At 67.6% G+C, this 23,286-nt stretch carries 24 protein-coding genes, 1 other RNA gene and 1 riboswitch; of the genes, 14 read left to right on the top strand and 11 right to left on the bottom strand.

All coding sequences use genetic code 11. The features are described 5' to 3' along the window. Positions 1–17 precede the first annotated feature (17 nt). On the bottom strand, positions 18–959 hold the full coding sequence (locus tag WT53_RS04010) for a CysB family HTH-type transcriptional regulator (RefSeq protein WP_006478072.1): 942 nt from the start codon (positions 957–959) through the stop codon (positions 18–20). A gap of 214 nt (positions 960–1,173) precedes the next feature. Here WT53_RS04010 and WT53_RS04005 point away from each other — a divergent pair, with 214 nt between their 5' ends. From WT53_RS04005 to cobA, 6 genes are all read left to right on the top strand, one after another. Beyond that, positions 1,174–2,853, top strand: coding sequence for a nitrite/sulfite reductase (locus WT53_RS04005; RefSeq protein WP_034208155.1), 1,680 nt, complete (start codon positions 1,174–1,176; stop codon positions 2,851–2,853). 25 nt (positions 2,854–2,878) lie between these two features. After that, on the top strand, positions 2,879–3,421 hold the full coding sequence (locus WT53_RS04000; RefSeq protein ID WP_034208154.1) for a DUF934 domain-containing protein: 543 nt from the start codon (positions 2,879–2,881) through the stop codon (positions 3,419–3,421). Beyond that, positions 3,418–4,170, top strand: a complete 753-nt coding sequence (locus tag WT53_RS03995) for a phosphoadenylyl-sulfate reductase (protein WP_034208153.1) — start codon at positions 3,418–3,420, stop codon at positions 4,168–4,170. The genes WT53_RS04000 and WT53_RS03995 overlap by 4 nt, the downstream gene beginning before the upstream one ends. 75 nt (positions 4,171–4,245) lie before the next feature. Further along, positions 4,246–5,208, top strand: a complete 963-nt coding sequence (gene cysD / locus WT53_RS03990; protein ID WP_006478076.1) for a sulfate adenylyltransferase subunit CysD — start codon at positions 4,246–4,248, stop codon at positions 5,206–5,208. Between the two features lie 22 nt (positions 5,209–5,230). Beyond that, entirely contained in the window at positions 5,231–6,547 is a 1,317-nt protein-coding gene (locus WT53_RS03985; protein WP_034208152.1) for a sulfate adenylyltransferase subunit 1, read from the top strand. Positions 6,548–6,607: 60 nt separating this feature from the next. Continuing rightward, the gene (gene cobA / locus WT53_RS03980) at positions 6,608–7,357 is read left to right on the top strand and encodes a uroporphyrinogen-III C-methyltransferase (protein ID WP_034208151.1); all 750 of its coding nucleotides are present in this window, start codon (positions 6,608–6,610) and stop codon (positions 7,355–7,357) included. Between the two features lie 81 nt (positions 7,358–7,438). On the opposite strand, the gene WT53_RS03975 is transcribed toward cobA, so the two are convergent. The 3 genes from WT53_RS03975 to lptF are packed head-to-tail and all read right to left on the bottom strand — an operon-like array spanning position 7,439 to position 10,095. Continuing rightward, complete coding sequence (locus tag WT53_RS03975; protein WP_034208150.1) at positions 7,439–7,822, bottom strand: sirohydrochlorin chelatase; 384 nt, start codon at positions 7,820–7,822, stop codon at positions 7,439–7,441. Positions 7,823–7,848: 26 nt separating this feature from the next. Continuing rightward, entirely contained in the window at positions 7,849–8,997 is a 1,149-nt protein-coding gene (gene lptG, locus WT53_RS03970; RefSeq protein WP_034208149.1) for an LPS export ABC transporter permease LptG, read from the bottom strand. 3 nt (positions 8,998–9,000) lie between these two features. Next, entirely contained in the window at positions 9,001–10,095 is a 1,095-nt protein-coding gene (gene lptF, locus WT53_RS03965; RefSeq protein WP_034208148.1) for an LPS export ABC transporter permease LptF, read from the bottom strand. A 122-nt stretch (positions 10,096–10,217) separates the two neighbouring features. Between lptF and WT53_RS03960 the strand changes: the two genes are divergently transcribed. The 3 genes from WT53_RS03960 to WT53_RS03950 are packed head-to-tail and all read left to right on the top strand — an operon-like array spanning position 10,218 to position 12,967. After that, complete coding sequence (locus WT53_RS03960) at positions 10,218–11,729, top strand: leucyl aminopeptidase (RefSeq protein WP_034208147.1); 1,512 nt, start codon at positions 10,218–10,220, stop codon at positions 11,727–11,729. A 34-nt stretch (positions 11,730–11,763) separates the two neighbouring features. After that, positions 11,764–12,180, top strand: a complete 417-nt coding sequence (locus WT53_RS03955) for a DNA polymerase III subunit chi (protein WP_034208146.1) — start codon at positions 11,764–11,766, stop codon at positions 12,178–12,180. 25 nt (positions 12,181–12,205) lie between these two features. Continuing rightward, positions 12,206–12,967 (top strand): DUF2486 family protein, encoded by a 762-nt coding sequence (locus tag WT53_RS03950; RefSeq protein WP_034208145.1) that lies wholly within the window; start codon positions 12,206–12,208, stop codon positions 12,965–12,967. 164 nt (positions 12,968–13,131) lie between these two features. On the opposite strand, the gene WT53_RS03945 is transcribed toward WT53_RS03950, so the two are convergent. Then, the gene (locus WT53_RS03945; RefSeq protein WP_034208144.1) at positions 13,132–13,458 is read right to left on the bottom strand and encodes a c-type cytochrome; all 327 of its coding nucleotides are present in this window, start codon (positions 13,456–13,458) and stop codon (positions 13,132–13,134) included. A 126-nt stretch (positions 13,459–13,584) separates the two neighbouring features. Continuing rightward, a complete protein-coding gene (gene ilvD / locus WT53_RS03940) occupies positions 13,585–15,258 on the bottom strand; it encodes a dihydroxy-acid dehydratase (protein ID WP_034208143.1) in 1,674 nt (557 codons plus the stop codon). A 134-nt stretch (positions 15,259–15,392) separates the two neighbouring features. Between ilvD and WT53_RS03935 the strand changes: the two genes are divergently transcribed. Together WT53_RS03935 and lgt are read left to right on the top strand one after the other, a co-directional pair. Beyond that, positions 15,393–16,307: a LysR substrate-binding domain-containing protein gene (locus WT53_RS03935; protein WP_034208142.1), complete on the top strand. Its 915-nt coding sequence runs from the start codon at positions 15,393–15,395 to the stop codon at positions 16,305–16,307. An 87-nt stretch (positions 16,308–16,394) separates the two neighbouring features. After that, entirely contained in the window at positions 16,395–17,291 is an 897-nt protein-coding gene (gene lgt, locus WT53_RS03930; protein ID WP_034208141.1) for a prolipoprotein diacylglyceryl transferase, read from the top strand. A gap of 124 nt (positions 17,292–17,415) precedes the next feature. Here lgt and WT53_RS03925 read toward each other — a convergent pair whose 3' ends face one another. The 5 genes from WT53_RS03925 to WT53_RS03905 form a co-directional block, all read right to left on the bottom strand. Further along, complete coding sequence (locus WT53_RS03925; protein ID WP_034208140.1) at positions 17,416–18,156, bottom strand: SIMPL domain-containing protein; 741 nt, start codon at positions 18,154–18,156, stop codon at positions 17,416–17,418. Between the two features lie 180 nt (positions 18,157–18,336). Beyond that, the gene (locus tag WT53_RS03920) at positions 18,337–18,798 is read right to left on the bottom strand and encodes an EVE domain-containing protein (RefSeq protein ID WP_034208139.1); all 462 of its coding nucleotides are present in this window, start codon (positions 18,796–18,798) and stop codon (positions 18,337–18,339) included. Between the two features lie 69 nt (positions 18,799–18,867). Further along, positions 18,868–19,049: non-coding RNA, 6S RNA (gene ssrS, locus WT53_RS03915), on the bottom strand. Between the two features lie 81 nt (positions 19,050–19,130). Further along, a complete protein-coding gene (locus tag WT53_RS03910; RefSeq protein ID WP_006478091.1) occupies positions 19,131–19,445 on the bottom strand; it encodes a cell division protein ZapA in 315 nt (104 codons plus the stop codon). Next, positions 19,442–19,792 carry an ATPase gene (locus tag WT53_RS03905; protein ID WP_034208138.1) on the bottom strand — a complete coding sequence of 117 codons (351 nt, stop codon included), beginning with the start codon at positions 19,790–19,792 and terminating at the stop codon, positions 19,442–19,444. Before WT53_RS03905 ends, WT53_RS03910 begins: the two co-directional genes overlap by 4 nt. A gap of 154 nt (positions 19,793–19,946) precedes the next feature. Beyond that, positions 19,947–20,195, top strand: a riboswitch (cobalamin riboswitch). Between the two features lie 159 nt (positions 20,196–20,354). On the opposite strand from WT53_RS03905, the gene WT53_RS03900 reads away from it, so the two are divergent. The 3 genes from WT53_RS03900 to cobT all read left to right on the top strand — a co-directional run bounded on the left by WT53_RS03900 (position 20,355) and on the right by cobT (position 23,285). Next, entirely contained in the window at positions 20,355–21,353 is a 999-nt protein-coding gene (locus tag WT53_RS03900; RefSeq protein ID WP_034208750.1) for an iron ABC transporter permease, read from the top strand. Then, positions 21,350–22,168, top strand: coding sequence for an ABC transporter ATP-binding protein (locus WT53_RS03895; RefSeq protein ID WP_034208137.1), 819 nt, complete (start codon positions 21,350–21,352; stop codon positions 22,166–22,168). Before WT53_RS03900 ends, WT53_RS03895 begins: the two co-directional genes overlap by 4 nt. A 61-nt stretch (positions 22,169–22,229) precedes the next feature. After that, positions 22,230–23,285 (top strand): nicotinate-nucleotide--dimethylbenzimidazole phosphoribosyltransferase, encoded by a 1,056-nt coding sequence (cobT, locus tag WT53_RS03890; RefSeq protein WP_034208136.1) that lies wholly within the window; start codon positions 22,230–22,232, stop codon positions 23,283–23,285. Position 23,286 lies beyond the last annotated feature (1 nt).

Below are 23,286 nucleotides of genomic sequence, written 5' to 3'. Positions count from 1 at the left end.
CGGTTCATACCTGTCCGTCAAAGCTCGTACGATTCGGCTTCGCCCTTGAGCGCCTGCTCGATCAGCTTGCGGTTCAGCGTCGGCGACAGCAGCTCGACGAGCGTATACACATAGCTGCGCAGGTAGGCGCCCTGCTTGAGCGCGACGCGCGTCACGTTGCTGCCGAACAGATGGCCGACCGGGATCAGCCGCAAGCCGCGATCGCGCTCGGGATTGAACGCGATGTCGGCCATGATGCCGACGCCCAGGCCGAGTTCGACATAGGTCTTGATCACGTCGGCGTCGATCGCCTCGAGCACGATGTCCGGCGACAGTCCGCGCAGCGCGAACGCATGATTGATCTTCTTGCGGCCCGCGAACGCGTCGTCGTACGTGATCAGCGGGTATTGCGCGAGATCGTCCAGCGTGACCGGCTTGCGTTCGAGCAGCGGATGGTCGGCCGGCACGACGGCCGCGTGATGCCACTGGAAGCAGGGCAGCGACACGAGTTCCTTGTAGTCGGAGATCGCCTCGGTCGCGATCGCGAGATCGGCCTGGTCGTGGATCACCATTTCGGCCACCTGCGTCGGGCTGCCCTGCAGGATCGACAGGTGCACCTTCGGGAAGCGCTTCTTGAACTCGGCGATCGCCGCCGGCAGCGAGTAGCGGGCCTGCGTGTGGGTCGCCGCGATGGTCAGGTTGCCCTGGTCCTGCGCCGCATAATCTTTCCCGACCCTCTTCAAGCTTTCAACTTCCTGAAGAATCCGCTCGACCGATGCGAGGATGATCCGGCCCGGTTCGGTGAGCGAGCGCACGCGCTTGCCGTGCCGCGTGAAGATCTCGACGCCCAGCTCGTCCTCGAGCTCGATGATCGCCTTCGATACCCCCGGTTGCGACGTGTAGAGCGCCTTGGCGGCCTCGGTGAGGTTGAAATTCTGCCGGACGGCCTCGCGCACGAAGCGAAATTGGTGCAGGTTCATTTATAACCCTTCCGCATATCAACAGAATTTTTTAGTCGTTTGAAATATAAGGCGAGTTTATTACGATTCACCAGAGTTTTTCAAATATGGATATCTGTTTTCGTCATTAGCAATCCAGCCGGCAGCGGATGGCGGCGGTGACGACGGAACGGAGATTCGGGCGCGACGTGGCTAGGACGTCGCGCGGTCAACACGAAAACCCTGGGGTCCCCGAATGTATCAGTACGACCAATACGACCAGACGATCGTCGACGAGCGAGTCGCGCAGTACCGCGATCAGGTGCGCCGCCGGCTGTCGGGCGAGTTGAGCGAAGACGAATTCCGTCCGCTGCGTCTGCAGAACGGCCTGTACATGCAGCGCCACGCGTACATGCACCGCATCGCGATTCCGTACGGCAACCTGCGCAGCGACCAGCTCCGGATGCTGGCGCGCATCGCCCGCGAACACGACCGCGGCTACGGCCACTTCTCGACCCGCTCGAACATCCAGTTCAACTGGATCGAACTGGAAGAGACGCCCGAGATTCTCGCGAAGCTCGCGTCGGTGCAGATGCATGGCATCCAGACGTCGGGCAACTGCATCCGCAACATCACGGCCGACCAGTTCGCCGGCGTCGCGCAGGACGAAGAGATCGATCCGCGCCCGTGGGCCGAGATCCTGCGCCAGTGGTCGACGTTCCATCCCGAATTCGCGTGGCTGCCGCGCAAGTTCAAGATCGCGGTGTCGGGCTCGAAGCACGACCGCGCGGCCGTGCAGATCCACGACCTCGGCGTGTACCTGAAGAAGAACGCGCAGGGCGAGGTGGTCGCGAGCATCCTCGCGGGCGGCGGCCTCGGCCGTACGCCGATCGTCGGCGCGGTGATCAAGGAAGACCTGCCGTGGCAGCACCTGCTCACGTACTGCGAGGCCGTGCTGCGCGTGTACAACCGCTACGGCCGCCGCGACAACCTGTACAAGGCGCGGATCAAGATCCTCGTGAAGGCGCTGTCGCCGGCGAAGTTCGCGCAGCAGGTCGAGGAAGAATGGCAGCACCTGAAGGACGGCCCGTCGACGCTCACGCAGGCCGAAATCGACCGCGTGTCGCAGTACTTCCAGCCGCCGGTCTACGAAAAGCTCGCCGACACCGACGCGTCGTTCGAACAGCATCTGCTCGAGAACAAGGCGTTCGCGCGCTGGGTCGAGCGTAACGTCGCGCCGCACAAGGTGCCGGGCTATGCCGCCGTCACGCTGTCGCTGAAGGATCACCGCGTGGCCCCGGGCGACGCGACCGACGCGCAGATGGACCTGGTCGCCGACTGGGCCGACGCCTACTCGCTCGGCGAACTGCGCGTGTCGCACGAGCAGAACCTGATTCTCGCGAACGTGAAGAAGCGCGACCTGTTCGCGTTGTGGGAAAAGGCCAAGGCGGCCGGTTTCGCGACGCCGAACGTCGGCCTGCTGACCGACATCATCGCGTGCCCGGGCGGCGACTTCTGCTCGCTCGCGAACGCGAAGTCGATCCCGATCGCGCTCGCGATCCAGCAGCGTTTCGACGATCTGGACTACGTGTACGACCTCGGCGACCTGTCGCTGAACATTTCCGGTTGCATGAACTCGTGCGGCCATCACCACGTCGGCAACATCGGCATCCTCGGCGTCGACAAGGATGGCGCCGAGTGGTATCAGGTGTCGCTCGGCGGCGAGCAGGGCACGGGCCGCAACGGCGCGCGCCTCGGCCGCGTGATCGGGCCGTCGTTCTCCGCGCAAGAAGTGCCGGACGTGATCGCGACGCTGATCGACACGTTCGTCGAAGCGCGCATCGACGGCGAGCGCTTCATCGACACGTACGACCGCATCGGCATCGCGCCGTTCAAGGAGCGCGTGTATGCGGCGCGCCAGGCCGTGAACGCGTAATCAACCGGGTAGAAGGAATTTGCAGATGGCTTCGATTATCAAGAACCGCGCAGTGATCGACGATGCATGGCAGGTCGTGCGCGCGGCGGAAGACGGCGCGCTGCCCGCGGTCGACGCGTTGCCGGTCGGCAAGGTGCTGGTGCCGTTCGCGTTGTGGCAGGCCGAGCGTGCGGCGCTCGTCGCCGCGAAGACGAAGGACGAACTCGGCGTGTGGCTCGCGCCGGACAGCGAACCGGCCGATCTCGTGGCCGATTTCGGCGCGATCTCGCTGGTCGCCGTCGATTTCCCGCGCTTCGCGGACGGCCGCGGCTACAGCATCGCGCGCCTGCTGCGCGAGCGCCACGGCTGGACGGGCGAGCTGCGCGCGATCGGCGACGTGCTGCGCGATCAACTGCTGTACATGTCGCGCTGCGGCTTCGACGCGTTCGCGGTGCGCGCCGACAAGGACATCCACGACGCGCTGAATGCGTTCACGGAATTCACGCAGCGTTACCAGGGCGCATTCGACGAGCCGGCGCCGCTGTTCCGCCGCCGCGAGGCCGCGGCCGACACCAAGGTGAGCGCATGAGCACCGCGACCGCCACCGAGCTGACGCCGGAACTCGCCGCGAAGGTCGAGCGCCTCGACGCGCTGCTCGCGCGGATCGGCGCCCGTCACGACAAGGTGAAATTCGCGAGCAGCCTTGCCGCGGAGGACATGCTGCTCACGCACGCGATCCTGTCGAAGGGCGTGCCGATCGGCATCTTCTCGCTGAACACGGGCCGCCTGCATGCGGAAACGCTCGGCATGATCGACCGCGTGCGCGAGCGCTACGGCTACGAGATCGAGCAGTTCCACCCGCAGCAGGACGCGGTGGACCAGTACGTCGCCGAGCACGGCCTGAACGCGTTCTACGAGAGCGTCGAGCTGCGCAAGGCGTGCTGCCACATCCGCAAGGTCGAGCCGCTGAACCGCGCGCTGGCCGACGTCGGCGCGTGGGTGACGGGCCAGCGCCGCGAGCAGTCGGTCACGCGCGCGGAGCTGCACGAGGAAGAACAGGACGAAGCGCGCGGGATCGCGAAGTACAACCCGCTCGCCGACTGGACGGAAGCCGACGTGTGGGCGTACCTTAACGCGTTCGACGTGCCGGTGAACCCGCTGCACGCGCGCGGCTACCCGAGCATCGGCTGCGAGCCGTGCACGCGCGCGATCCGTCCCGGCGAGGACAGCCGCGCGGGCCGCTGGTGGTGGGAGTCGCGCGACACGAAGGAATGCGGGCTGCACATCACGACGATCACGCCGATTCCCGCGAATGCCGACGCCGGCGCCGCGCATTGAAAACCGACAAGAAACTGAATATTGCGCCGCCTGCGACAGCGGGCGGCACGAACCCGGAAGAGAAGGACTGAAATCATGAGCACGACGCTCGAGCAATCCGCCTTTGCCCCGCCCACCGGCGCCGACAGCCGCATGGGCCACCTCGACTGGCTCGAAGCCGAGTCGATCCACATCCTGCGCGAACTCGTTGCCGAATGCAGCAAGCCGGCGCTGTTGTTCTCGGGCGGCAAGGATTCGGTCGTCGTGCTGCATCTGGCGCTGAAGGCGTTCGGCCTCGGCGCGAACCGCAAGACGACGCTGCCGTTCCCGCTCGTGCATATCGACACGGGCCACAACTACGAGGAGGTGATCGACTTCCGCGACCGCCGCGCGCAGGAGCTCGGCGCCGAGCTGGTGGTCGGCCACGTCGAGGATTCGATCAAGCGCGGCACGGTCGTGCTGCGCCGCGAAACCGATTCGCGCAACGCCGCGCAGGCCGTCACGCTGCTCGAGACGATCGAACAGCACGGCTATACGGCGCTGATCGGCGGCGCGCGCCGCGACGAAGAGAAGGCGCGCGCGAAGGAGCGCATCTTCTCGTTCCGCGACGAATTCGGCCAGTGGGACCCGAAGGCGCAGCGCCCGGAACTGTGGAGCCTGTACAACGCCCGCCTGCACAAGGGTGAGCATCTGCGCGTGTTCCCGATCTCGAACTGGACCGAGCTCGACGTGTGGCAGTACATCGCGCGCGAGAACCTCGAGCTGCCGTCGATCTATTACGCGCACCAGCGCGAGATCGTGCGCCGCAACGGGCTGCTCGTGCCGGTCACGCCGCTCACGCCGATGCGTGACGGCGAGACGAGCGAGCTGGCGCAGGTGCGCTTCCGCACGGTCGGCGACATCAGCTGCACGTGCCCGGTCGAAAGCGACGCGGACGACGTCGAGAAGATCATCGCCGAGACGGCGGTGACCGAGATCACCGAGCGCGGCGCGACCCGGATGGACGACCAGGCGTCCGAAGCCGCGATGGAACAGCGCAAGAAGCAAGGTTATTTCTGAAGCACACGAGGACATTCACATCATGAGCATCATCGAGAACACCGAAGACCTCGGCGTGTTGCGCTTCATCACCGCGGGCAGCGTCGACGACGGCAAGAGCACGCTGATCGGCCGCCTGCTGTACGACAGCAAGGCCGTGCTGTCCGACCAGCTGTCCGCGCTGTCGCGCGCGAAGAACAAGCGCACGGTCGGCGACGAGCTCGATCTCGCGCTGCTGACGGACGGGCTGGAGGCCGAGCGCGAGCAGGGCATCACGATCGACGTCGCGTACCGCTATTTCGCGACCGCGAAGCGCAAGTTCATCATCGCCGACACGCCGGGCCACGAGCAGTACACGCGCAACATGGTGACGGGCGCGTCGACCGCGCACGCGGCGATCATCCTGATCGACGCGACACGCATCACGGTCGAGAACGGCGTCGTGCAACTCCTGCCGCAGACCAAGCGCCACAGCGCGATCGTCAAGCTGCTCGGGCTGCAGCACGTGATCGTCGCGATCAACAAGATGGACCTCGTCGACTACAGCGAGGCGCGCTTCAACGAGATCCGCGACGCGTACGTCGCGCTCGCGAAGCAGCTCGGCCTGACCGACGTGCGCTTCGTGCCGGTGTCGGCGCTGAAGGGCGACAACATCGTCGGCGCGAGCGAGCGCATGCCGTGGTACGCCGGCGAGCCGCTGCTCGACGTGCTCGAGTCGCTGCCGGTCGAGACGCAGGCGCACGACGCGCTGCGCTTCCCGGTGCAGTGGGTCGCGCGCCAGGACGGCAGCTCGGCCGACGATTTCCGCGGCTACATGGGCCGGATCGAGTCGGGCGAAGTGAAGGTCGGCGACGCGATCGTCGTGCTGCCGTCGAACCGCACCGCGACGGTCGCCGAGATCGTCGCGCCGGTGCCGGGCGGCACCGCATCGGTCGCGCACGCGTTCGCGGGCCAGACGGTGACGATCCGTCTCGAAGAGGATGTCGACGTGTCGCGCGGTGACATGTTCGTCACGGCCGCCGAGCCGGTCGAGCCGGCGAAGAAGCTCGAGGCGGACCTGTGCTGGTTCGACGAGACGCCGCTGTCGCCGCAGCGCAAGTACCTGCTGAAGCAGACCACCAGTACGGTGTTCGCGAAGATCGGCGGCGTCAAGCAGGTGCTCGACGTGCATACGCTGTCGCACGCGACCGATCGCCAGGACCTGAAGATGAACGATATCGGCCGCGTGGCGCTGACGCTGCAGAAGCCGATCGTGTGCGACACGTACGATGCGCACCCCGGCACGGGCGCGTTCGTGCTGATCGACGAGGCGACGCACCACACGGTCGCCGCCGGGATGATCCGCGCGTTCTCGGCGTAATCGTCAATCTGCGCGGCGGCGAACCGGCCGCCGCTGCAGGACCCTAGCGAAGCGACAAACATGGGCAAGGTATATCTGATCGGAGCAGGACCGGGCGCCGCGGACCTCATCACGGTGCGCGGCATGCGGCTGCTCGAGCAGGCCGACGTCGTGCTGCACGACGCGCTCGTCGAGCCTGCGATGCTCGACTATGCGCCGAACGCGCGGAAGATCGCGGTCGGCAAGCGCTGCGGGCAGCGCTCGACCGCGCAGCATTTCATCAACAAGCAGATCGTCGACGCGGCGCGCGAGCACGCGTGCGTCGTGCGGTTGAAGGGCGGCGATCCGATGCTGTTCGGTCGCGCCGAAGAGGAAATGCGCGCACTCGACGCGGCCGGCATCGACTACGAGATCGTGCCGGGCATCACCGCGGCGCTGGCCGGCGCGGCGACGCTGAAGCGTTCGCTCACGTTGCGCGGCGTATCGCGCAGCGTCGCGTTCGCGACGCACAGCCGCGCACCGGGTAGCGACGAGATTCGCGAAGCCGCACGCGCCGATTCGATCGTCTACTACATGGGCCGCGACAGCGCGCCCGGCATCGCGCAGGAATTGATCGACGCCGGCCGTGCGCCGGCGACGCCGGTGGCGATCGTCGAGGCATGCAGCACCGCGCGCGAACGCACGCTGACGCTGACGCTCGCCCGGATGGCGGCCGGCGATGCGCAGGCGTGGCTCGACCCCGCGGAACCGAGCCTGCTGATGATCGGCGATGCATTCGCCGAACGCACACGGCAGGCGCAGGCGGGCGATCCGGTGCGCAATGCCGCCTGAGCGCGGCTCGCGCGCGGTCCCAAACGCAAAAAGCGCCGGCAGATGCCGGCGCTTTTTCTTTGGGCGCGGCGAAGACGTGGCCTACGCGTCGTCGCCGAGCTGATCGACGCAATAGCGCGCGACCGCGTCGAGCACGCCGTCGTCTTCGCCGACGGCCGTCGCGCAGCGGATCTCGACGCCCGGATGCGCGGCGCGGCATGCGTCGACGAGCTGCGGCAGGTCGCGGCGAACATGGCCGCCCTGGCCGAAGAACACGGGCACCACGGTGATGCGCGCGCAGCCGGCCGCGACTTGCGCGGCCACGGCCTCGGCGAGCGACGGCGGCATCAGTTCGAGGAACGCGAGCGACACCTGCGCGGCAGGGGAGCCGGCGCCGCGCAGCCGCGCGGCGAGCCGCTCGAACGGCTCGGCCCAGCGCGGGTCGCGGGCGCCGTGGCCGAACAGGACGATACCGTGCGAATGCATGTCGAAGCCTCCGTCGCGCGCGGCGCTCAGTGCCGGTCGACCCACTTGAGCGCGAACAGGCCGAGCGCGAGATAGATGAGACCCGGCGTCGCGGCGGTGAGCGGCGCGGGCCACGTGTTCAGCGTGCCGATGTGCGAGAACAGCGTGTTGAGCAGCTGGAAGCTCATGCCGAGCATGATGCCGCCGAACACCTTCACGCCGACCACGCCCGCCCGCGTGTGCAGGTAGGCGAACGGCAGCGACAGCACGAGCATCACGAATACCGCGAACGGATACAGCAGCTTGCGCCACAGCGCGATGTCGTAGCGCTGCGTGTCCTGCTGGTTCTCGCGCAAGTGCTGGATGTAGCGGAACAGGTTGATGATCGACATGCGCTCCGGCGACACGAGCAGCACCGACAGGATCTGCGGCGTCAGGTCGGAGCGCAGCCGGTATTCGGGCAGCGACACCTGCTGCGACCGGTACACGGGGTTCAGCGCATCGGCCGGCTGGCCGCTGACCGGCTTGATCGGCGTCAGCTCCGTTTCGGTGACGCCTTTCAGCAGCCAGTGGCCGGGTGGCTCGTAGCGGCCGGTTTGAGCGATCCGCACGTTCTGCAGCTGGAATTTCGAGTCGAACTCGTAGATGCGCACGTTGCTGATCGTCGAGTCGGGCGACAGGCTGCCGACGTTGACGAAGCGCGTGACCTGCTCGCCGTTCTCGCGGGCCGCGAGCGTGTCCTTCACCCATACGCCCGACTGGAAGTTCGACGACACCGATGCGCCGAGCGCCTGCAGCCGCACGCGTTCGGACAGCTGGTCGGCGTACGGGCCGACGAATTCGCCGATCAGATAGGTGACGATCACGAGCGGCACGCCGATCTTCAGCAGCGAACGCAGCGCCTGGTTGGTCGCGAGGCCCGACACGCGGAAGATCGTGAATTCCGAGTTCGCGGCCATCTGCGCGAACACGTAGATCGCGCTGATCAGCGCGGCGACCGGGATGATCTCGTAGAAGCGCGACGGCGTCTGCAGCGCGACGCGGAGCACCGCGTAGCCGAACTTGTAGTTGCCGTGCCCGACCGAGTTCAGCTCGCTGATCAGGTCGAAGAAGAAGAACAGACCGGAGAACGCGAACAGGATGAAGATGAACGTGATGTAGATCTGCCGCGCGAAGTACTTTTCATAGAGCCGCATCGATCATGCTCCCGAGCGGCCGAACAGCGCGCGTGACAACAACGGACGATTGCGCACGCGCAACCAGAAAATGAACGCGACGATCGCCGCGACGAGCACGTGCAGCCCGACGAGACCGACGCCGAACGACATCTTGCCCTGCTCGATCTGCGCTTGCACGACGTTCAGCAGGTTCGAATACGTGAGGTAGATCAGCACGGCCATCACGAGGTTGATCGTGCGGCTGCGGCGCGGGTTCTGGTACGCGAGCGGGATGCCGAGCACCATCAGGTTCAGCGCGATCAGCGGCAGCCCCGCGCGCCACGCGAATTCCGCGAGATTGTCGCGCGTCGGGTTGCGCAGCAGGTCGGGCGTGGGCGTGCTGTTGGTGGTCTGCACGTTGACGACCGGCTTGCTGGTGATCTTCACGCCGTAGCGCTCGAATTCCATGATCTTGAAGTTCGGCTGGCCGGGCGTGCCGTCGTAGCGGCGGCCGTCTTCGAGGACGACGAAACGATCGCCGTCCTTCGCGGTTTCCGTATGGCCCGTCTGCGACACGACCACGTTGAGCTTGCCGTTTTCCGTCGACGTGACGAACACGTTCTGGACCTTGCTCTGGTCGGGCGACATCTTCTCGATGAAGAACACGCGATGGTTCGCGGCCGATTCGCGGAACTGGCCGGGCGCGAGCAGCGAGATTTCGTCGCGCTGCTGGAAACGTGCCTTGATCATCTTGCTCTGCTGGTTCGACCACGGCCAGCCGACGAACGCGAAGAAGGCGATCAGCAGGACGATCGGCGTGGCGAACACGCCGATCGGCTTGATGAGGCGCGTGAGGCTCACGCCGGACGCGAGCCACACCACCATTTCGGAGTCCCGGTACCACCGGGTCAGCACGAACAGGATCGACACGAACAGCGTGACGACGAGCATCACGGCGAGGTAGCCGATCACGGTCAGGCCGATCAGCACGAGCACGTCCCGCGGATCGATTTCGCCGGACGCGGCGTAGCCGACGATGCGAATCATCATCGTCGTGAGCATGATCGTGAGCAGCACCATGAACACGGCGCCAGCCGTATACGCAAGCTCGCGCTGGAGGGAGCGTTCGAAGATCATTCTTGATGAGAAGAGGGCGGGAGGCTGCGCACGCGTGGTGGGGCGCTCGCGCCGCCACGGGAAAAATAGCGGATAATTGCGGCTTTCATCCTTAGCCCAGATTTTATCCGAGGACAAGCGCGATGGACTTTAGCATAAAAGGCTGTGATTGGAGCAAAGGCGAGGCCAAGGGGTTCCTGACCGGGAAGTCCGACTGCATCGTGCTCGGCATCTTCGAGGCGCAGACCCTGTCGGGCGCGGCGCTCGACATCGACACGGCCACCAAGGGGCTGATCTCGCGCGTGGTGAAGGCCGGCGACATGGACGGCAAGCGCGGCAAGACGCTGTTCCTGCACGAAGTGTCGGGCATCGGCGCGTCGCGCGTGCTGCTCGTCGGGCTCGGCAAGCAGGATGCTTTCAATCAGAAAGCCTATAACGACGCGGTGACCGCCGCCTGGCGCGCGCTGCTGGCGACCAAGGTCGTCCAGGTCACGTTCTCGCTCGCGCAACTGCCGGTCGACGAGCGCAGCTCCGACTGGGGCGTGCGCGCCGCGATCCTCGCGCTGCGCAACGAGACCTACCGCTTCACGCAGATGAAGAGCAAGCCGGAACCGGCGTCGCACACGCTCAAGCGCGTCGTGTTCAGCGTCGATCCGGCGGACGAAAAGGCCGCGAAGGTCGCGATCAAGCAGGCCGTCGCGCTCGCGAACGGGATGGATCTGACCCGCGACCTCGGCAACCTGCCGGGCAACGTCTGCACGCCGACCTATCTCGGCAACACCGCGAAGAAGATCGCGAAGGATTGGGGCCTGAAGGCCGAGGTCCTCGGGCTCAAGCAGATCCAGGCGCTGAAGATGGGGTCGTTCCTGTCGGTCGCACGCGCGTCGGTCGAGCCGCCGCAGTTCATCGTGCTGCACTACCAGGGCGCCGCCGCGAAGGCCGCGCCCGTCGTGCTGGTCGGCAAGGGCATCACGTTCGATACGGGCGGCATCTCGCTGAAGCCGGGCGAAGGCATGGACGAGATGAAGTACGACATGTGCGGCGCGGGCTCGGTGCTCGGCACGATCCGCGCGGTCGCCGAGATGGGCCTGAAGATCAACGTCGTCGCGATCGTGCCGACCTGCGAGAACATGCCGGGCGGCAATGCGACGAAGCCGGGCGACATCGTCACCAGCATGAAGGGGCTGACGATCGAGGTGCTGAACACCGACGCCGAAGGCCGCCTGATCCTGTGCGACGCGCTCACGTATGCCGAGCGCTTCAAGCCGGCCGCCGTGATCGACGTCGCGACGTTGACGGGCGCGTGCGTGATCGCGCTGGGCGGCCACAACAGCGGGCTGTTCTCGACGAACGACGCGCTCGCCGGCGAGCTGCTCGACGCGTCGCGCGAGGCGAACGACCCGGCATGGCGCATGCCGCTCGACGACGAGTACCAGGAACAGCTGAAGTCGAATTTCGCGGATCTCGCGAACATCGGCGGGCGTCCGGCCGGCGCCGTGACGGCCGCGTGCTTCCTGTCGCGCTTCACCGAGAGCTATCCGTGGGCTCACCTCGACATCGCGGGCACCGCATGGAAGGGCGGTGCGGCGAAGGGCGCGACGGGCCGTCCGGTGCCGTTGCTCGCGCAGTTCCTGATCGACCGCGCCGGCCAGTGATGGCGGGGCTGACGACGCTGCGGGTGCGCGGGCAATGACGCGGATCGATTTCCACTCGAACGTCGGCGATTCGCTTGCGTACGCGTGCCGGCTGCTGCGCAAGGCCTATCAGGCCGGGCAGCCGGTCGTCGTGCTCGCCGAGCCCGCGCGCCTGCGCGCGCTCGACGAGCGGCTCTGGACGTTCTCGCCGCTCGATTTCATCCCGCATTGCGGCATCGACAGCGAGCACGCCGCCGGCACGCCGATCGTGCTGGCCGCCGATCTCGACCGCGCGCCGCATCATCACGTGCTGCTGAACCTCGGCGCGACCGTGCCCGCGCAGTTCGCCCGCTTCGAACGCCTGCTCGAAGTGGTCGGCAACGCGCCGGACGAGCTGGCCGCGGGCCGCGACCGCTACCGGTTCTACCGCGACCGCGGCTATGCGCTGAACAACTACAAGCAGGGCGGCTAGCCGCAACCGTCGACGGAGTGTTCCCGTGACAGAAGCCGATTCATCCTCGATTCCGACGCTGACTGACGTGCTGGTGCCGGGCAAGCCGGCGCCGGCGCGCTCGCCCGCGTCGGCCGCCCCCCGGCCGCACGACGATGCGGCGATTCCGGTGCTCACCGACGTGATCGCGCCACCGGCCGCCGCGGGCGCCGCGTCGGCCGAATCGCGTAAAACCGAGGCCGACCCCGATTCCGTCGTGATCGAACCCGTGCCGACGCCGCACGTGCCGGCGGTCGAGCTGCCGGGCGACGCGACGACGGCCGCCGCCGTGGGCGAAACCGATGCGCCGGCCGAGCCTGGCGCCGCCGAGCACGTGGTCGCGGAGGATGCGGCGGCGATGACGGCGCCGCTGCGCTCGTCGCTCGTCGATGACGACCTGCCGAAACACACGTTCGCCGCGATGGCGCGCGACGCGGCCGCGCACGCGCCCGAATCGGCGACGCCGGAGGTGGCCCTACCGGGCGCGGTGCCGCCGCAGCCGGATGTGCAGGCCGCAGTCGCGCTGACGCCGGAAGATGCGCAGCACATCGCCGAACGGCTTCGCAATCGCCTGACGAACTATCTGACCGGGGCAGGGCGCGACGCCATCGAAGCGCGTTGTCGCGATGCGCTGCACGAGCATTCGGCCTGGCTGGTCGGCCAGGTCACGCGCGAAGTCGCACTCGCGCTGGAAACCGAGGTGATGGACTGGGTGCGCGAGGCGGTCGATGAAGAGATCGCTCGCCGTCGCGCCGGTCATTCCGGCTGAAAGGGCAATCGTTCGCGGCGGCGAAAAAGAGAATGCGGGTTCAGTAAGCGCAGTAAACGCGTGCGAAGCCGCTGGGGAGGGGCCGGTCGGTCAGTACGCGGCCGTCCTCTCGCGACGTCCCGCGCACAAGCGCACAAGGTGGGTACTCGCGCGGGTATTCGCTTTCAGCGTACCGACAGCACCCACTGGGCGAGCGTATGGGCCTCGGTGCTCGTCAGTTGCGTATTGGCGGGCATCGGCACGCTGCCCCATACGCCGACGCTGCCTTTCACGATCGATTGCGCCAGGTAGTCGACGCCGTCGCCGCGCACCGCGTACTTGCCGGCGATGTCGCGGAACGACGGACCCATCAGCGGCTTGCTGATCGCATGGCAGGCCATGCAGTTCTTGCGCTGCGCCAGCGCGAGCCCGTCGGCCTGGTCGGCACGTGCCGCCGTCGCGCCGCCGGTCAGCAGCAGGGCGAGCAGCACGCGCAATATCGTCTGTTTCATGCGGTTCTCCGCCGGCGGGGACGGCCGGCTTCATGGTCCGCGCATTATAGAAGCAAAGGGAACGCACGTTTTGCGCGTTCCCCGGGCGGCCCGTTTATCGGGGTCGCATGCGATGACGCCTCTGCATCAACCCGTGACCGCCCCCTGGTTCGCCGGCCGGGCGAGCGCCGCGAATTTGGCGAGCACGCCGCGCGTATAGCGGGGTGCCGGCTTCTGCCACGCAGCGCGGCGGCGCGCGAGTTCCGCGTCGTCGACGTTCAGTTGCAGCAGCAACCGGTGCGCGTCGATCGTGATCGAATCGCCTTCCTGCACCAGCGCGATCGTGCCGCCGACGAACGCCTCAGGCGCGACGTGGCCGACCACCATGCCCCAAGTGCCGCCCGAGAAGCGGCCGTCCGTGATGAAGCCGACCGATTCGCCGAGCCCCTTGCCGATGATCGCGGACGTCGGTGCGAGCATTTCCGGCATGCCGGGGCCGCCCTGCGGGCCGAGGTAGCGCAGCACGAGGATGTCGCCCGCGCGGATCCGGTCGCCGAGGATCGCATCCATCGCGCTCTGCTCGTCGTCGAATACGCGCGCCGGGCCCGTGATCACCGGGTTCTTCAGGCCGGTGATCTTCGCGACCGCGCCGTCCTCCGCGAGATTGCCCTTCAGGATCGCGAGATGGCCCTCGTTGTACAGTGCGCGCTCGATCGGGAAGATCACGTCCTGGTCCGCGCGCGGCACGCTCGGCACGTCCTTCAACTCGTCGGCGATCGTGCGGCCCGTGATCGTCATGCAGTCGCCGTGCAGCAGCCCCGCGTCGAGCAGGATCTTCAGCACCTGCGGAATCCCGCCGGCCCGGTGCAGGTCGGTCGCGACGTACTTCCCCGACGGCTTCAGGTCGCAGATCACCGGCACGCGCTTGCGGATGCGCTCGAAATCGTCGATCGTCCAGTCGACCTCGGCCGCGTGCGCGATCGCGAGATAGTGCAGCACCGCATTGGTCGAGCCGCCGGTGGCCATGATCACCGACACCGCGTTCTCGATCGATTCCTTCGTGATGATGTCGCGCGGCTTCAGGTCGCGCTTCACGGCCTCGACCAGCACACGCGCCGATTCGGCGGCCGAATCGACCTTCTCCTGATCGGGGTTCGCCATCGTCGACGAATACAGCAGCGACATGCCGAGCGCCTCGAACGATGAACTCATCGTGTTCGCGGTGTACATGCCGCCGCACGAACCGGACGTCGGGCACGCGTTTTTCTCGACGCCTTCGAAGTCCTCCTGCGACATCCGGCCCGCGGTGAATTCGCCGACGGCTTCGAACGACGACACGATCGTCAGGTCGCGGCCCTTCCAGTTGCCCGGGCGGATCGTGCCGCCGTAGACGTAGATGCCCGGCACGTTCAGGCGCGCGAGCGCGATCATGCCGCCGGGCATGTTCTTGTCGCAGCCGCCGACCACCACGACGCCGTCCATCCACTGGCCCTGCACGCAGGTCTCGATGCAGTCGGCGATCACTTCGCGCGACACGAGCGAGTACTTCATCCCTTCGGTGCCCATCGACATGCCGTCCGAAATCGTCGGCGTGCCGAAGATCTGCGGGTTCGCGCCGGCGGCCTTGACGGCGTCGACGGCCGCGTCCGACAGGCGCTGCAAGCCGGAATTGCACGGCGTGATCGTCGAATGACCGTTGGCAATGCCGATCATCGGCTTGTCGAAATCGTCCTTCTGGTAGCCGAGGGCGTAATACATCGAGCGGTTCGGCGAACGGGCCACGCCTTGCGTGATGTGCTTCGAGCGACGGTTGTACGACATGGGGGACTCCATCGTGGTATGGGCGTCGCTCGCGAGGGCGCGCCGGTTCGGATCGACCAAGCATGGAGTTTCCCGATTGGGATGTCCAATATATTATTTGTCGTCTATTAAGTCGTTTTGCGAATGAGTCGAACATGGCCGATCCGATCCCCGACCTGCGCCAATGGCGCTATTTCGCGACCGTCGCCGACGAGCGCCATTTCGGCCGCGCGGCCGAGCGCCTGTCGATGACGCAGCCGCCGCTGTCGCAGGCGATTCGCGCGCTGGAGGATGCGCTGGGCGTCGCGCTGTTCGTGCGCACCAAGCGCTCGGTGGCGCTGACGGCGGTCGGCGCGGCGCTGCTGCCCGACGTGCGCCGGCTGCTGGCGTCGGCCGATGCGCTGCCGCCGCTCGCGCGCCGGCTCGCGCGCGGCGAGGCCGGTTCGCTGTCGCTCGCGTTCGTGTCGACCGCCGATTACGGGCTGTTGCCGTCGTTGCTGCGTGCGTTCGGCGCGCGCTATCCGCAGGTGCGGCTGCAGCTCGCGGAAGCGACGAGCGACGTGCAGATCGACGAACTCGTCGCCGGGCGCATCGACGCCGGGCTCGTCATTCCGCCAGTGCCGCCGCGTCACGCGGCCGGCTTGTCGTACCTGCCCGTCGTGCGCGAGCCGCTGGTGGTCGCGATGCCGAGTACGGCTTCCGACGCGCCCGAGGACGAGCCGGTGCAGCTTGCCGACGTCGCCGCGTTGCCGCTCGTGATCTTTCCGCGTCGTTTGGCGCCCGGCTTTTATGACATCATTACGGGCTGCTACGGCGCGGCGGGGGAAACCCCGCGCATCGGTCAGGAAGCAATCCAGATGCAGACGATCGTCAGCCTCGTGTCGGCCGGCATGGGCGTCGCACTGGTGCCGCAATCGCTGCGTAACCTGCGGCGCACCGGCGTGGTCTACCGGCCGCTCGCCGGCCACGCGCCGCTCGTCGAGACGGGCCTCGTGTGGCGTACCGACGACGTGAGCCCCGTGCTTGCCGGGTTCATCGACGTCGTGCGCGCGCAGGGTCTTGCCGCATGACGTGAACGATGGCGTGCGGGCGCCGTCCAACGCGCGGTGCTGCGCGTGCGACGGCCGTACCGTATTCGAAAACTTCTTCGCTAATCCATGATCATTCACCCGAATTTCGACCCCGTTGCGATCCATCTCGGGCCGCTGGCCGTGCGCTGGTACGGCCTCATGTATCTCGTCGGCTTCATCGCGGCGATCGTCGTCGGCCGGATCCGCCTGAAGCTGCCGCATGTCGCGGCGCAGGGCTGGACCGCGAAGGACATCGACGACATGATGTTCTACGGCGTGCTCGGCACCGTGCTCGGCGGCCGGCTCGGCTACGTGCTGTTCTACAAGGCCGGTTTCTACTTCTCGCATCCGCTCGACGTGTTCAAGGTGTGGGAAGGCGGCATGTCGTTTCACGGCGGCTTCCTCGGCGTGACGCTCGCGATGATGCTGTTCGCGTGGCAGCGCAAGCGGCACTGGCTCCAGGTCACCGATTTCGTCGCGCCGATGGTGCCGACGGGGCTGGCGGCCGGGCGTCTCGGCAACTTCATCAACGGCGAACTGTGGGGCCGCGTGACCGATCCGACGGCGCCTTGGGCGATGCTGTTCCCGGGCGCGATGCGCGACGACGCGGCCTGGTTGCCGAAACATCCGGAGCTCGTCGAGAAGTGGCATCTCGCCGACGTGTTCATGCAATACCAGATGCTGCCGCGCCATCCTTCGCAGCTCTATGAAATCGCGCTCGAGGGGATCGCGCTGTTCTTCGTGCTGTTCTTGTTCGCGCGCAAGCCGCGGCCGATGGGCGCGATATCCGCGCTGTTCCTGATCGGTTATGGCCTCGCGCGTTTCACGGTCGAGTTTGCGCGCGAGCCGGACGACTTCCTCGGGCTGCTCGCGCTCGGCCTGTCGATGGGGCAGTGGCTGTCGCTGCCGATGATTCTCGCGGGGATCGCGCTGATGGTCTGGGCGTATCGCCGCCGCGCGGCGAACGCGAATGCGGCTGCGTGACGTGGCTGCATGACGCGGTATCGATGCATGCGCGATCGGCGCGTGCATCGATACCCGGACGCGCATAAAAAAACGCCGGCCCTCGGGCCGGCGTTTTTCGTTTCCGACAGCCGCGCGATGCGCGTTACTTCATCTGCACGGAGCCGTTGACGGTGACCGACACGGTGGCCTTGCCGCCTTCGACCGCGATCGGCGCGCTCATCTTCGCGCTGTCCATCGGCGCCGCGGCCATCGCCATCATGCGCGGGTACGGCTGCACGTTGCGGCCGCTGCCGACGTTCACGTCGCGGATCGTGTAGCTGCTGTAGCCGAACGCCTTCGCGGCTTCGTCCGCGCGGGCGCGGAACGACTTGATCGCTTCGGTCGTGAGCTTCTGCTCGGCCGTGCGCTGCGCTTCCGGCGACAGCGAGAACTCGACGTTCGCGACCTGCATCAGGTTCGACAACTGGCCCGCCAGCTTCGACGCCGCGGCGAAATCGCGCGATTCGAGCGCGACCTCGGTGCGGCCGCGCCATGCGGAGATCTTCCCGTCGCGATCGGTGCTCGGATACACGGAGAACGCGCCCGTGTGCGCGGTGACGCCCGACACGCCCTTCGCCTGCGACAGGGCCGCGTCCGCGCGCTGGTTCAGCTGCGCGGTGAGGCTGCCCGGATCCTTGGCCTGCTGCTCGTAGAACAGCGTGATGTGGATGATGTCCTGCGGCACGTCGGCACTGGCCTGCGACGAAAGCGACAGCACGCCGGCCGGCTCCGGAAAGTGCGGGTTCGCCGCCTGCGCGTGTGCGGCGGGCGACGCGAGCGTCAGCGCGACGGGAACGGCTGCGGCGAGGGCGAGCGACAGCGCGAGTGCGGATTTCTTGGGCATTGTTGGATTCCTTGTGCGAGGGCGCGCACGCGGGTCACGCGTGCGCGACGCGGGCGTACCGCGCAACGAAAAAACGACGGCCGGCCCGTTCGGCCGGCAGTGGTTGCTTAGGCTGCGCGACAGTGCCGCGAGTTCCGTTACGGTCGCGCGTACTGACCGGATTTGACCTTTGGCGCGCGCCTACTTCATCAGCTTTTCGGTGATGAATCGCCATTCCGCACGCGTGACGGGCGTGATCGACAGCCGGTTGCCGCGCGCGAGCACGCGCATGTCGGCGAGTTCGTCGTGCTCGCGCAGCGTGGCGAGCGGCACGAGCGGCGACTTCTTCACGAAGCGCACGTCGACGAGCAGCCAGCGTGGCGCTTCCTGCGTCGATTTCGGGTCGTAATAGGGGCTTTTCGGATCGAACTGCGTGGGATCGGGGTAGGGCGTCGACGAGACTTCGGCGAGCCCGGCGATGCCCGGCTCGGGGCAGCTCGAGTGATAGAACAGCACGCCGTCGCCGATCTTCATCGTGTCGCGCATGAAATTGCGCGCCTGATAGTTGCGCACGCCGGTCCACGGCAGCGAGCGCTGCGGTGCGTCGGCGAGATCGTCGATGCTTGCTTCGTCCGGTTCGGACTTCATCAGCCAGTATTGCATGGTCGTGGTCGACGCAGAAAAGGCTGCTACAAAAGAAAACGGCACCGGGACTTGCCCGATGCCGTTGGATAGGCCCCCACCTTGGCCGCTAGGCCGGCATCCTGAACCTGAGGTTCAGAATTGGTCGCAGTTAGCAGCACTTCGGGTACATCAGACAGAGTGACGCGCGCGCCCGTGCTACAAATTTCCGCAACCGTGCACATGGCATTGGTTCAAGGAATATATGACCTTGGCGAACCAGGCAGGGAAGCTGACTGAACTGTGATTCGATGCGCCAATTTGACCACCGTTGACCGTCGAGATCAAGGGGAATCGACGCATCGTTTGAAACGTTACTGCGTCTCGTGCTGTGCGAGCACCGCGCCGAGCTGTTCGTTCATCTGGTGCATTGTACGACGGATTTCCTCCGCCGGAAATGCTTCACCATGCCGCACGCTCGTTTGCAGCCGCAGCAATTCCGATGCGAGCGACAGCGCCGCCATCACCGCGATGCGATCGGTGCCGCGCACCGAGCTGTTCGAGCGGATTTTCGACATTTCGGCGTCGACGCGCGCGACCGCTTCGAGCAGCGCCGCTTCGGTCTCGGCCGAACAGGCGAGCCGATAGGGCTGACCGAGAATCGAGACTTCGATCTGCTTGGTGCTCATGCATGTTCTCCGTGGCTGGCCGTGTCATCGCCATCCGTGCGCGCCTGCGCATCCAGCAGGTCGAGCTGGTTGTCGGCTTGCTCCGCGCCCTTCGAGCGCGGCAGCTTTTCGAGAATCGCGTTCAGTTTCACCTGGGCGTCGTCGATCTTCGCCGACAACGTGTCGCGCTCGGCCGCGAGCGCATTGCGTTCGTCGCGCAGCTGCGCGAGCTCCGCGCGGACCGTGTCCGCTTCCGCGCGCAATTGCGCGACCTGCTCCTCGAGCGCGAGCCGTTCCGAGTGATAGCGCTTGTTCAGCGAAATCAGACGGCCAATATTTTGAGATAGGGTTTCGAGTTCGTTGAGCATTTGCTGCGTCCTCTAAAGACCCAGCATTTTAGCGCGGAATAACGCGCAATCCGACATCTGTAACGTTTCCAGTCGTAACACCCCTGCTTCTTGCCGCGAATAGGCGCGTCCCGCGCGGGTCCGGACGCTTCCTTGACGCTCGCGCGACCGGCTCCTAAACTGGCGCCGCCTCGGTGCTCGCGCGCAGGACGCGCGGTTAAACGGGAAGCAGGGTGCGGGCTCCAGGAGCGCGCCGACCTGCGCTGCCCCCGCAACGGTAAGCGGCCGCGTCGCGTGACGCAGGCCGGCTCGGGCGCGTTTCGCATGCAGTCGCATGCGGGCGCGGGCCACTGCGCGTCATCGCGCGGGAAGGCGAGCCGGACCGCCGCCAGCCCGGATACCGGCCGAGACGGGGAGCCCGCACGGGCTCCATGACGCGCGGCCTGCGGGGAAGCGGGGCGCGCAATGTTTCACGGAACGTTTCTTCGATGCCGACCCCAATCGTCCGCCACGCGCCGCTGTCGCGCCCGGCCGGCTCCCGCAAGCGGATGTGCCGCGCGTCGTGCGCGCGGCCGGGCGCGGCATGAGCGCCGCGCGCGCCGCCGCGATCTGGGCCGCGCTGGCCGCCGTGGTCGCGCTGCTGTTCGTCGCGTCGCTGTCGATCGGCAGCGTGCCGATGTCGCCGTGGCAGGCGCTCGCGTCGCTCGTGCCGCACGGCGGCGATACCCTGTTCGCCGATATCGTCCGGACGCTGCGCCTGCCGCGCGCGCTCGCGGGTTTCGCGTGCGGCGCGCTGCTCGCGCTGGCCGGTGCGCTGTTGCAGGTGCTGCTGCGCAATCCGCTCGCGGAGCCGTACGTGCTCGGCGTGTCCGGCGGCGCGGCCGGCTTCGCGCTCGTCGCGATGATCGCGGGCGGCGCGTGGTGGCTCGTCGACGCGTCGGCGTTCGCCGGTTCGCTCGTCTCGGTCGCGCTCGTGCTCGGGCTCGCGAGGCGCGAGCTGTGGCGCGGCGAATCGCGCGACGCCTCGCCGCGGCTGCTGCTCACGGGCGTCGTGATCGCGGCGGGGTGGGGCGCGCTCGTCACGCTGTTGCTGTCGCTCGCGCCCGACGCGCGGCTGCGCGGCATCATCTTCTGGCTGACGGGCGACCTGAACGGCGCGACGGCGCCGTGGTTCGCGTGGGGCGCGCTGTTGCTGAGCGCATGCGTCGCGCTGCCGGCCGCGCCGCAACTGAACGTGCTGCTGCGCGGCGACGCGACCGCGCTCGCGCTCGGCGTGCCGGTCGCACGCCTGCGCGTGCGGATCTATCTCGTCGCGTCGCTGGCCGCCGCGGCCGCCGTGACGACGGCCGGTACGATCGGCTTCGTCGGGCTCGTCGTGCCGCATGGGTTGCGGCTCGCGTTCGGCAACGACCAGCGGATGCTGCTGCCGGCCGCGATGATTGCGGGTGGCGGCGGCGTGATGGCGGCCGACCTGCTGGCGCGCACCGCGATCGCGCCCGCGCAATTGCCGGTGGGCGCGATGACCGCGTTGATCGGCGTGCCGGTGTTCCTGTGGATGTTGCTGAGGAGACCGATGCGATGACGGGCGCCGCCGCACCGCACGCCGCTGCCGGCGACATGCGCTACAGGGCCGTCGAGCTGACGCTGAAGGCCGGCGCGCGCACGCTGCTCGAGCGCTTCACGCAGGCGTTCCGCCCCGGCGAGATCTGGTGTGTCGCCGGACCGAACGGCGCGGGCAAGACGACGCTGCTCGCCACGCTCGCGGGATTGCAGCCGCCGGCCGGCGGACACGTCGAGATCGACGGCCGGCCGCTTGCCGCGTGGCGTCCCGGGCAACTCGCGCAGCGCCGCGCGCTGATGCCGCAGCAATTGCACGATGCGTTCAGCGCGACCGTGTTCGACACGGTGCTGCTGAACCGCTTTCCGTATCTCGGCGGCTGGGGCTGGGAGCGCGACGGCGACCGCACGGCCGCGCGCGATGCGCTCGCGACGTTCGACCTGAGCGCGCTCGCGTCGCGCGACGTGATGTCGCTGTCGGGCGGCGAGCGGCAGCGGGTCGCACTAGCCGCGACGCTGTGCCAGGATGCGCCGCTGATGCTGCTCGACGAGCCGCTCGCGCATCTCGACCTGCATCACCAGATCGACTGCCTGACCGCGTTGGCCGCGTGGCTCGCGGCAGGCCCGCGCACGGTGATGTTTTCGTGTCACGACCTGAACCTCGCGCGGCGTTTCGCGACGCATGCACTGTTGCTCGACGGCCGCGGCCATGCGTGGGCCGGCCCCGTGCACGACGTGCTGACGCCCGAGCGCGCGAGCGACGCGTTCGGCTATCCGCTCGTGCTGATCCGCGAGAACGGCCGCGATGCGCTGCTGCCGGCATGGCCTGCGCGACAATGACCCTTTCCGTTCCGATTTTTCCGATGCGCGGCGCCTGCCGCGCCCACGACACGGCTCCCCGATGACGACTCCGACCTGTTTCCCGCCCGCGATCGCGCCGCTCGACGACGCGCTGCGCACGCGCCTGCAACATGTGATCGACCACAAGACCAAGCCGCCCGGCAGCCTCGGCCAGCTCGAGGCGCTCGCGCTGCAGATCGGCCTGATCCAGCGCACCGAGCGGCCGGTCGTGCAGCGTCCCGTGACGATCGTGTTCGCGGGCGACCACGGCATCGCGGCCGAAGGCGTCAGTCCTTATCCGCAAGCGGTGACCGCGCAGATGGTCGCGAACTTCCTGGCCGGCGGCGCGGCGATCAACGCGTTCTCGGGCGTCGCGCAGAGCACGCTCGAGATCGTCGATGCGGGCGTCGCGTCGCCGCTGCCGCCGTCGGAGCGGCTGGTGTCGCTGCCGGTCGCGCGCGGTACGCGCAACTTCGCGACGGAACCGGCGATGACGCGCGAAGAAGCGATGACGGCGCTGGCCGCCGGCGCGGCGCGCGTGCGTCTGCACGCGTCGCTCGGCACGAACGTGATCGGCTTCGGCGAGATGGGGATCGCGAACACGTCGTCGGCCGCGTGCCTGATGAGCCGCCTGCTCGACGTGCCGATCGACGCATGCGTCGGTCGCGGCACGGGGCTCGACGACCAGGGCCTCGCGCACAAGCGCGCGGTGCTCGGCCGCGCGCTCGTCAAGCACGCGCATGCGATCGCGCCGCTCGACGTGCTCGCGACGTTCGGCGGCTTCGAGATCGCGATGATGGCGGGCGCGTACCTCGCGGCCGCGAGCGAGCGGATGACGATTCTCGTCGACGGCTTCATCGCGAGCGCCGCGCTGCTCGTCGCCGAGCGCATCGCGCCCGGCGTGCGCGACTACTGCGTGTTCTCGCATACGTCGCACGAGGCCGGCCACCGGCGCATGCTCGAGCATTTCGGCGCGAAGCCGCTGCTCGCGCTCGACCTGCGGCTCGGCGAAGGCACGGGCGCCGCGCTCGCGCTGCCGCTCGTGCGCGCGGCGGCCGCGTTCCTCGCCGAGATGGCGAGCTTCGAGTCCGCCGGCGTCGACGATCGTGACGCCTGAG

The sequence above is a fragment of the Burkholderia sp. MSMB2157WGS genome (assembly GCF_001532755.1).
In the GTDB taxonomy this organism is placed as follows: Bacteria; Pseudomonadota; Gammaproteobacteria; order Burkholderiales; family Burkholderiaceae; genus Burkholderia.
Note: the sequence above shows the minus strand (reverse complement) of the source record. Positions and strands in the feature narration are given on the sequence as shown.

Excerpts from the sequence above, each read along its gene's own strand:
- WT53_RS04010 (WP_006478072.1), bottom strand. The coding sequence starts at position 959 with ATGAACCTGCACCAATTTCGCTTCGTGCGCGAGGCCGTCCGGCAGAAT.
- WT53_RS04005 (WP_034208155.1), top strand. The coding sequence starts at position 1,174 with ATGTATCAGTACGACCAATACGACCAGACGATCGTCGACGAGCGAGTC.
- WT53_RS04000 (WP_034208154.1), top strand. The coding sequence starts at position 2,879 with ATGGCTTCGATTATCAAGAACCGCGCAGTGATCGACGATGCATGGCAG.
- WT53_RS03995 (WP_034208153.1), top strand. The coding sequence starts at position 3,418 with ATGAGCACCGCGACCGCCACCGAGCTGACGCCGGAACTCGCCGCGAAG.
- cysD (WP_006478076.1), top strand. The coding sequence starts at position 4,246 with ATGAGCACGACGCTCGAGCAATCCGCCTTTGCCCCGCCCACCGGCGCC.
- WT53_RS03985 (WP_034208152.1), top strand. The coding sequence starts at position 5,231 with ATGAGCATCATCGAGAACACCGAAGACCTCGGCGTGTTGCGCTTCATC.
- cobA (WP_034208151.1), top strand. The coding sequence starts at position 6,608 with ATGGGCAAGGTATATCTGATCGGAGCAGGACCGGGCGCCGCGGACCTC.
- WT53_RS03975 (WP_034208150.1), bottom strand. The coding sequence starts at position 7,822 with ATGCATTCGCACGGTATCGTCCTGTTCGGCCACGGCGCCCGCGACCCG.
- lptG (WP_034208149.1), bottom strand. The coding sequence starts at position 8,997 with ATGCGGCTCTATGAAAAGTACTTCGCGCGGCAGATCTACATCACGTTC.
- lptF (WP_034208148.1), bottom strand. The coding sequence starts at position 10,095 with ATGATCTTCGAACGCTCCCTCCAGCGCGAGCTTGCGTATACGGCTGGC.
- WT53_RS03960 (WP_034208147.1), top strand. The coding sequence starts at position 10,218 with ATGGACTTTAGCATAAAAGGCTGTGATTGGAGCAAAGGCGAGGCCAAG.
- WT53_RS03955 (WP_034208146.1), top strand. The coding sequence starts at position 11,764 with ATGACGCGGATCGATTTCCACTCGAACGTCGGCGATTCGCTTGCGTAC.
- WT53_RS03945 (WP_034208144.1), bottom strand. The coding sequence starts at position 13,458 with ATGAAACAGACGATATTGCGCGTGCTGCTCGCCCTGCTGCTGACCGGC.
- ilvD (WP_034208143.1), bottom strand. The coding sequence starts at position 15,258 with ATGTCGTACAACCGTCGCTCGAAGCACATCACGCAAGGCGTGGCCCGT.
- WT53_RS03935 (WP_034208142.1), top strand. The coding sequence starts at position 15,393 with ATGGCCGATCCGATCCCCGACCTGCGCCAATGGCGCTATTTCGCGACC.
- lgt (WP_034208141.1), top strand. The coding sequence starts at position 16,395 with ATGATCATTCACCCGAATTTCGACCCCGTTGCGATCCATCTCGGGCCG.
- WT53_RS03925 (WP_034208140.1), bottom strand. The coding sequence starts at position 18,156 with ATGCCCAAGAAATCCGCACTCGCGCTGTCGCTCGCCCTCGCCGCAGCC.
- WT53_RS03920 (WP_034208139.1), bottom strand. The coding sequence starts at position 18,798 with ATGCAATACTGGCTGATGAAGTCCGAACCGGACGAAGCAAGCATCGAC.
- WT53_RS03910 (WP_006478091.1), bottom strand. The coding sequence starts at position 19,445 with ATGAGCACCAAGCAGATCGAAGTCTCGATTCTCGGTCAGCCCTATCGG.
- WT53_RS03905 (WP_034208138.1), bottom strand. The coding sequence starts at position 19,792 with ATGCTCAACGAACTCGAAACCCTATCTCAAAATATTGGCCGTCTGATT.
- WT53_RS03900 (WP_034208750.1), top strand. The coding sequence starts at position 20,355 with ATGAGCGCCGCGCGCGCCGCCGCGATCTGGGCCGCGCTGGCCGCCGTG.
- WT53_RS03895 (WP_034208137.1), top strand. The coding sequence starts at position 21,350 with ATGACGGGCGCCGCCGCACCGCACGCCGCTGCCGGCGACATGCGCTAC.
- cobT (WP_034208136.1), top strand. The coding sequence starts at position 22,230 with ATGACGACTCCGACCTGTTTCCCGCCCGCGATCGCGCCGCTCGACGAC.